3 protein-coding genes and 2 pseudogenes are annotated in these 8400 nt (G+C 62.0%); 1 reads left to right on the top strand and 4 read right to left on the bottom strand.

Translation table 11 applies throughout. The features are described from left to right. From NW805_RS07795 to NW805_RS07780, 4 genes and pseudogenes are all read right to left on the bottom strand, one after another. Positions 1-807 (bottom strand): annotated as a pseudogene (locus tag NW805_RS07795) (energy transducer TonB); the annotation flags it as partial. A 46-nt stretch (positions 808-853) separates the two neighbouring features. Further along, complete coding sequence (locus NW805_RS07790) at positions 854-3283, bottom strand: TonB-dependent hemoglobin/transferrin/lactoferrin family receptor (protein WP_414422155.1); 2430 nt, start codon at positions 3281-3283, stop codon at positions 854-856. A 65-nt stretch (positions 3284-3348) separates the two neighbouring features. Continuing rightward, positions 3349-4182, bottom strand: coding sequence for an ABC transporter ATP-binding protein (locus NW805_RS07785; RefSeq protein WP_414422154.1), 834 nt, complete (start codon positions 4180-4182; stop codon positions 3349-3351). Beyond that, a pseudogene (locus NW805_RS07780) lies at positions 4179-5059 on the bottom strand (FecCD family ABC transporter permease). Before NW805_RS07780 ends, NW805_RS07785 begins: the two are co-directional and overlap by 4 nt. 635 nt (positions 5060-5694) lie before the next feature. Between NW805_RS07780 and mutS the strand changes: the two are divergent. Then, positions 5695-8394, top strand: coding sequence for a DNA mismatch repair protein MutS (mutS, locus tag NW805_RS07775; protein WP_414422153.1), 2700 nt, complete (start codon positions 5695-5697; stop codon positions 8392-8394). The last annotated feature ends 6 nt before the right edge of the window (positions 8395-8400 follow it).

Raw genomic sequence — 8400 nt, 5'->3', positions numbered from 1 at the left:
AGAGGTGTATAAGAGACAGTTAAAGGTGGGGGTAACCGCCGGAGTTGGGGTGGGCTGTTGTGGCGGAGGAGTGGGTTGCGGGGTGGCTGTCGGTAATGGGGTCAGTGGAGGAGTAGGGGTGGGTTCTGGCTTTGCCGTGGGAATGGGTGTAGGGGTCGGTGGAGGCGTAGGGGTCGGAGTTTGCAGGGCCAGCAAAGATTCAGCCTCCGGGATGGCTGGCATCTCGATCTCTTGGGGCACAGGCTCCGGTGGGGATAGATCGTCTGCAGGGGGCGATTCCGGGGCCGGGCCGGGCGGCTCTGCTGTTGGCTCTGGTGGGAGAGATTCTATGGATTCTGAATCCGGTTCGAGCAACTGTGGCTCGGGATCCTCCAGCAAAAGCGTGACTGGGATCCGGAGTTCTGCGTCTGATAAAGGCCGGGATCCCCACCAAGCCAGCCCCAGCAGCGCCATCAGGTGCAAGAGGAGGGAAATCAACCCCTCCCGGCGCAGCGGTCGGGGATCCCTGGCTCGCAGGTGGAGGACGGTCCCCGGCGGATCTTCCCCCTCCTGGCAAGCTGTCCAGAGGGCAGCCCAGCTATAGCCGGCCACCCAAGCCTCTTGCAGCAGCTCCTCGGCACACTCCAGCCAGCCGCTCTCTCTTGCGCCAGCCCAAAGCCACAACGCCAACCAAGCCAGCCCCGCCTCCCAGGCCATGCCCGCCTGCTGCCAATACCACCCCTGCAGTCGCCACAAAAGCTGGGGACAGGACTTCCGAAGAAGAGAGAGGGATCCCTTGGGGGTGCGGGCAGGTGGCTCGGCAAGCATCGGTTAGAGCAGGATCCAGAGTAAACACGGCCTCAGGTCTTGGCCCCTAAAACCGGGTGGAAAAACTGAGCGCAGCATGCCGTCCCGGCTGGGCCCGCCGTTCCACTTCAGGGCCGACAAAGAGAGAGCGGGTTTCGGAGTAGAGAAAATACTTTTCATCAAAGAGATTGAACACCCCGAAATTCAATTGCCAGTTGTCGTCCAGGTTGTAGTAGCCCAGCAGATCCACCACGGTGTAGCCCTTGGGCACAAACGGAATTTGAGGTGGAGCGTTGGGGTTCGGTTGCACTACCTCCCGTTGCGGGTCGCGGGGATCCGCCACCAGCGTGGCCACCAACCTGGCTCCCCAGATCTGGCTGGGATCGTCGTAGTGCAGTCCCAGTACTGCCGTCAGTGGCTCAATGGAAAGGAGGGGTTTGTTTTCGGTGAGGTTATCCCCCACCGCCCAGGCAAAGCTGCCATTGAGGCTCCAGCCGGTCAAATCGGGGCTGAAGAAGTACTGCCCGGTGGCTTCTACACCATAGATGCGGGCCCGACTGACGTTCTGGCTCTGAAAGAGAGTCACCGGTGGAGGTGGCGGGCTCCCTGGCGGGCCGGGGGGTGAAGGCTCGGATCCCACCTCCCGGAAAGCCTCGATAAAGTCGTTGTAGGTGTTGTAGTAGGCGGCCAAGCTAAAGCTGGCCTGGGGGTAGATCCCCCGCAACCCCACTTCAAAGCCTTGGCTGGTTTCCGGTCGCAAGTTGGGATTGGAAAGGGTGCGGTAGCGGAAGAAGGGGCTGACCAGGTTGGTGAAGCCGCTGTTGATTTCGTTGTACTGAGGGGCCCGAAAACCGGTGTTGTACTGGGCCGTAAAGGTGAGGTTGGGATTAATCCTCCACACCAGGCCCACCTTGGGAGAAATGGCATCGGCAAACAGGCTGGCGGCTTCTGCCCCACTTTTCAAGAAGGCTTCGTCAGGGCTGGGGGTGAGGCGGTAGGTGTCGTAGCGGATGCCGGGGATGAGGGTAAAGTTGCCGCCCCCAAAGTCGATCTCATCTTGCAAATACAGCCCAAAGCGCACGGTATCGGAGTCGGGAAAATCTTTGGTGGGAAAAGTGTCCGGGGGGATGTTTTGGGTGACTGCCCCGGTCAGCAGGTTGGTTTGGAAGCGGTTGCGGGGACGTTCGTTGCGGGTGGTGGAGATCTCCATTCCATACACCAAGCGGTGGGAGAGATCCCCGGTTTGGAAGCGGCTCTGGGCCTGTACGCTGGCTCCCAGAATGTTGCTGACCAGCTCGTTGAAGGTATCCCGACGCACAGGCACGGGCCGACCTTGTACCGTGAGGGTGCGTTCTTCCACGCTGGGCTCCTGGGTGCGGGCCGGCTGGTAGTAGATCTGGACGGTGGCCAGCTCAAAAGCGGGGGTATCGGGGTTGGCGTAGCGATATTCCAAGCTGAGGCGGCTGCGCTCGGTCTCAATGGTCTCCCTGAAAAAGCGGATGCTGGGATCCAGGTTGCGGGGCGAAAAGGTGGTGGTGGTGCGGTTGTTGAAGTATTCCGCCGTCAGGGTGAGGCTGTCAAAGGGACTGAAGCGATAGACCAGCTTGGCCAGAACATTGTCTCCCTCCACCGTCTGCCGATCCTTGAAACTGGGATCCGCTTTAATATCCGGCTCTCTGGCGTCGCGGCGAGTGTAGATGAGCAGGGCCTCTAAGTTATCCTGCCGACCCGCCAAGCTAAGGGTGTTGACGTACCCTTGGTTTTTGCTGTCGTACTGGCTGGACAGGCCCACATGGCTGTCCCGTTCCCCCAGCAGATCGGCTGGATCCAGGGTGGTATAGGTCACCACACCCCCCAGCGCGTCGCTGCCGTAGAGGGTGGAGGCGGGGCCGCGGATAATTTCTACAGTTTTCAGGGTCTCCAGCTCAAAGGTATCCCGGCCAATGGTGAAGGGGCCGAAGGAAAATTGCTCCGGCTGGCGGATCCCATCCACCTGGATCAACACCCGGTTGGCGTCGAGGCCGCGGATGTTGAAGTCCTGCAGGCCGTAGCGAACGCTGCGCCGCACGCTCACCCCCGGCTCGTAGCGCACCAGATCCTGAATGTTTTGAACCAGCTCCCGCCGCAACCGCTCCCGGTCGATGACGGTAATGCTGGCGGGCGAGTCGGCCAAGGTGCGCTCGGTGCGAGTACCGGTTACGGTGACCTGTTGCAGGTTAAAGATCGGCGTGCCTTCCTGCTGGAGAGCCCGAAGTTCGGCCTGTAGCCGCTCCACCTCTGCCTGATCCCCCCGCTGGCGGGCAGCTTCGATTTGCGCCTCCAGCTCCCTAATCTGCTCTTGCAAGGTGGTCGGCGCAGGAGTGGCCTGGGCCAACAGCGGCGGAGTTGTCGAATCAGGGATCCGGGCATTGGGCTGAGCCTGGGACAGGGATCCCCAGCCCACTCCCAAACTCAACCCCAAACTCACCACCCGCCACCAACGACCGTTCACGCGCATAACCTCTCATGCTCCTCGAAATCCACAACAGGGAAAATTCACTGCAAAACCGGACAAACCCTCCCTCAGCCCCCTGACACCGGCAGGGAGAGGAGCCTTGCTGCTGACGGGGCTGTGCTGCGCAGGGGGCAAAGCTGTGGCCCTACCGGAGTCGAGATCCACTCCACCTCCAGGCCAAACACCTGCCGCACCCGGCTGGGGGTCAACACCGCTGAGGGAGCTCCCAGGGCCTGCATCTGGCCGGATCCCAGCAGGGCAATCTGCTCGCTGTAGCGAATGGCCAAGTTCAGGTCGTGCAGCACCGTAACTACCGTCAGCCCCTGCTCCTGCTTCAGCCGTTGCAACAGCTCCAGCAGCTCCAGTTGGTGGCGCAGATCCAAAAAGGTGGTGGGCTCATCCAACAGCAGCACCTGCGGCTCCTGCGCCAAAGCCAGCGCCAGAAAAGCCCGTTGCCGCTCTCCCCCCGAGAGGGTTTCCACCCGCCGCAGCGCCAGGGATCCCAGTCCCGTCTGCTCCAGAGCCCACTCCACCCGCTGCCAATCGGCCCGCATCAACTGCCACGCCCACCAGGGCTGGTGGGGAGAACGCCCCAGACTCACCAATTGCCGCACCGTCAGCCCTGCCGGGATCCGCTGCTGCTGCGGCAAAAGAGCCAACTGCCGGGCCACCTGCTTTGGAGTGAGTTGAGCGTGCAGATCCCGACCGCCCAAGTACACGCGCCCAGCTTGGGGAATCAGAACCCGACTCAACAGCCGCAGCACCGTCGATTTGCCGGAACCATTGGGGCCGACAATGCTTAGCCATTCCCCCTTTTGCACGCTGAAGCTCACTTGTCGCACCACCGTCCGGGATCCGTAGCCCCCGCTCAAATCCTCGACCTGCAGGATGGGCTCTCTCATCGCCCCGCCCCCTGCTGCCGCAGCAGCCAGCCAAAAAAGGGAGCCCCCATCACAGCGGTGACAATCCCCACCGGCAGCTCTATCGGGCCCAAACGGCTCAGGATGTCGGCACCGCTCAGCAGGGTCGCCCCTGCCAAGGCAGAAAGGGGCAACAGCCAGCGGTAATCGGATCCCACCCCCTGCCGCACCATGTGGGGCACCACCAAACCGACAAAGCCGATCACCCCCACACTGACAGCGGTTGCCGCCAGCCAAGCCGCCACCAGACCAATCACCACCCGCGTCCGCGCCAGAGGATCCCCAAGCTCACCGCCATCTCTTCCCCAAGCTCAGCAGGTTTAAAGCCCGCGCCTGCCCCCATCCCATCCAAGCCGACCAGGATATACGCCCCGGCCACCTGCACCTCTGGCCAGCCCCGCCCGCTCAAGCTGCCGATCAACCAGGTGAGAGCCACCTGCACCCGGTCATCTGCCATCAACAACAAGGTGGAGCTAATGGCCCCAAACAGGGCGCTGACGGCCACCCCCGCCAAGATCAGCCGCTCCACCGCCAGTCCCGAGGGAGTACGCGCCAACCCGTACACCAACACGGTAGTCAGCACCCCGCCCACCCAAGCGGCCAGGGGCACCCAAGCCGTCCACTCTCCCAAGGTGAGCAACCCCACCGCCGCCAGGCCCGCCCCCGCCGAAATGCCCAGCAAGTAGGGATCCGCCAGCCCATTGCCCAGCATCCCCTGCAACAGGGCCCCTGCCATCCCCAGAGCCGCCCCCAGCAACTGGGCCAAGAGCGCCCGCGGCAGCCGCAACTGCCAAACAATCGTCTGCCGAATGGGATCCCCCTGCCCCCACAGGGCTTGCCAGAGTTCTGGGAAAGTCATGGGAACGGATCCCAAAGCAATCGAGACCAAAAGTACTAGGAAAATGAAACTCAATAGCAAACAGGTCAAACCGATTGGCGAGAGCAGCCGCTTTCTTTGCCCCCAGCCTCTGCCCCCCTCAACCTCTGTATACGGACACTCGCGATCGACCAGCACCGGGAAAACCTCTCGAGCTTTGCCCAGGAAGAGAGCCTTCTGAGGCCAAGAAACCCCCTCCGCCCGCAAGGGCGGGATGGAAAACTCAGCCAAGTTGGCCAGGCCTCCCTCCCGAGCTTTATTGAAAGTCAAACTCAACAAAACGTAGTCGCTAGAATAGCAAGGCTTCTTGGATGTTGCAAGTCAGTTTCAATAGCTTGTGCCTAAATTTCTCCCTCTTGCGCTTCAGGGCTTTTGGACAAGACCGGGCAGCGCCTCTGCCCAGCCATTCAGACTTACCTCAGGGGGGATCCAACTACCCTGAGCGAGGTCATTTCAACCAACTGCGAAATGGCAATTACCTAGCTTCCCTCTCCCCAGAGGAGGAGGGCTGGGGAAATGTCTCATACTTCATCTAGATCTAGAATGGCCCAAGCTGATCGGTCCGGTTTGGCCAGGCTCTCAACCTTGAGCCCATTGCTTGCAAACGTTTTGATGCCATGAGTTCTTCCGCCGAGCCTACTTGGGATGCCTTAGAGGTGGATCCCGCCCTGCTCACCCCCATGATGCAGCACTATGTGGAGCTGAAGCGGCAGTATCCCCACGCCATCTTGCTCTACCGCCTGGGGGATTTCTACGAGATGTTTTTCCAGGACGCCCAGCGGGTGTCGCGGGAGCTGGAGCTGGTGCTCACCGGGCGGGAAGCAGGGGCCATAGGGCGGGTGCCCATGTGCGGGATCCCTTACCATGCTTTCGACCGCTACGCTGCCCAGTTGGTGGCCAAAGGCTATGCCCTGGCCGTCTGCGACCAGATGGAGCCGGCAGATCAGGCCAAGGGCTTGGTGCGGCGGGAAGTGACGCGGGTGATCACCCCTGGCACCGTCCTCGAAGAGGAGCTGCTGCAGGCGCGGCAAAACAACTACCTGGCAGCCGTCGTGCGGCTCAAAGGATCGAAGCAGGCTCCCTGCCGCTGGGGCCTAGCCTATGCGGATATCTCCACCGGCGAGTTCTGGGTGTGTCAGAGCGAGGGGCAAGAGCAACTGGAGCAGGAACTGGCCCGGCTGCAGCCGGCAGAGGTTTTGCTGCCCACCGAGGAGGGGCTGGGACTAGGCCTCATCCGTCCAGGGGATCCCCAGAAGCCCCTGGGTCTCCCCAACCAATACGCCTATACCCTGCGCCCAGCCGAACCTTTTGAACTGGCGGTGGCGCGGGAGAACCTCATGCAGACCTACGGCCTGCGCTCTCTGGAAGGATTGGGCTGTGAGGGATTGCCTCTGGCGGTGCGAGCAGCGGGAGGGCTTTTGCACTACTTAGAAGAAACCCATTCGCCTCAGCGGTGCGTAGCACCAAAGACCCTGCTGCAGCCTTCTCCCCAGGGAGGCCACCCGCTCCTGCCTCCCCCGCGCACCTACCAGCTCACGGACTACCTCATCTTGGATGCCCAAACCCGCCGCAACTTGGAGCTCACCCAGACCATCCGCGAGGGGGCCTTTGTCGGATCCCTGCTCTGGGTGCTGGATCACAGCCGTACAGCCATGGGGGGGCGCACTTTGCGGCGCTGGCTAATGCAGCCTTTGCGGGATTCGGAGCAAATCCGCCTTCGCCAAGACACCATCCAAGAGCTTTTGGAAAACCCTTCTCTGCGGGCCCGCCTGGGATCCCTCCTGGACTCTCTGTACGACCTGGAGCGGCTGGCCAACCGCGTCGGATCGGGCACCGCCAACCCGCGCGAGATGGTGGCCTTGGGATCCTCCTTGGGCAAACTGCCCCAGTTGGCCGAGCTGGTGGGGGAAGCCAAGACTCCCCTCTTGCAAAGCCTGCAACAGGTGGATCCCGCCCTGGTTGAGCTGGGCCAACGCATCGAGCACACCCTCCTGCCCTCCCCTCCCCCTGTGCTCACCGAGGGGGGCCTCATCCGAGCCGGCGTGGATCCCGAGCTGGACAGGCTGCGGCAGCAGGTGGAGCAAGACCGCCAGTGGGTTGCCCAGTTGGAAAAAAGCGAGCGCGACCGCACTGGGATCCCCACTCTCAAGGTGGGCTTCAACAAGGCCTTCGGCTACTACCTCAGCATCAGCCGCGCCAAGGCCCACCAAGTCCCCAAAGAGTACATCCGCAAGCAAACCCTGACCAACGAAGAGCGGTTCATTACCCCCGAGCTCAAAGAAAAAGAGGCCCGCATCCTCACAGCCCAAACCGACATCAACCAGCGGGAATACGAGCTGTTTGTCCAGTTGCGCCAAGAGGCAGGATCCCGGGCCGAAGCCATCCGCCAAGTGGCCCAGACCCTGGCTGCCGTCGATGCTCTGTTTGGCCTGGCGGAAGTGGCAGTGCAGCAGGGATACACCCGTCCCGTAATCACCGAAGACCGCCGGCTGATCATCGAGGAGGGTCGCCACCCGGTGGTGGAAAAATCCCTGCCCCAGGGCCTCTTCGTGCCCAATTCGGTGCAACTGGGATCCCCCCACGGCCCCGATTTGATCGTCCTCACCGGGCCCAACATGTCCGGCAAGTCCACTTACCTGCGGCAAATTGGGCTCATCCAAATCCTGGCCCAGATGGGCAGCTTTGTCCCCGCGCGGCGGGCAGAGTTGGGCCTCTGCGACCGCGTATTTACCCGCATTGGCGCTGTGGACGATCTGGCTACCGGCCAGTCCACCTTCATGGTGGAAATGAACGAGACCGCCAACATCCTCAACCACGCCGGCGAGCGCTCCTTGGTGCTGCTGGACGAGATTGGCCGAGGCACCGCTACCTTCGATGGCCTTTCCATTGCCTGGGCGGTGGCGGAATACCTGGCCACTCAGGTGCGCGCCCGTACGGTCTTTGCCACCCACTACCACGAGCTCAACCAACTGGAGACCTTGCTGCCCAACGTGGCCAACTTTCAGGTGGTGGTCAAGGAATTGCAAGATCGCATCATCTTCTTGCACCAGGTACAACCTGGGGGGGCAGATCGCTCCTATGGCATCGAGGTGGGACGCATGGCCGGCCTGCCCCAGCCGGTGATCGAGCGGGCCAAACAGGTGCTGGCCCTAGTGGAAAAACACAGCCGCATCGGCCTGGGCTTGAGAAACCAAGGGAAAAGCCGCCTCGCCCAAAAGAACTCCAAAAAAGAGCCCGCTCCCAATGGGATCCCCGACCCTGCCGTTGGGGATCAACTGTCTTTGATCCCAGCGCCTCTCTCTCCCGATTGGCCTTAGACTCCC

Origin of the sequence: Synechococcus sp. W60.1 (assembly GCF_047461575.1) — a bacterium.
Taxonomy (GTDB): Bacteria; Cyanobacteriota; Cyanobacteriia; order Thermostichales; family Thermostichaceae; genus Thermostichus.
This window is presented reverse-complemented; position numbering and strand designations above follow the sequence as displayed.

Coding starts and splice junctions, on each gene's coding strand:
- NW805_RS07790 (WP_414422155.1), bottom strand. CDS start 3,283: ATGCGCGTGAACGGTCGTTGGTGGCGGGTGGTGAGTTTGGGGTTGAGT.
- NW805_RS07785 (WP_414422154.1), bottom strand. CDS start 4,182: ATGAGAGAGCCCATCCTGCAGGTCGAGGATTTGAGCGGGGGCTACGGA.
- mutS (WP_414422153.1), top strand. CDS start 5,695: ATGAGTTCTTCCGCCGAGCCTACTTGGGATGCCTTAGAGGTGGATCCC.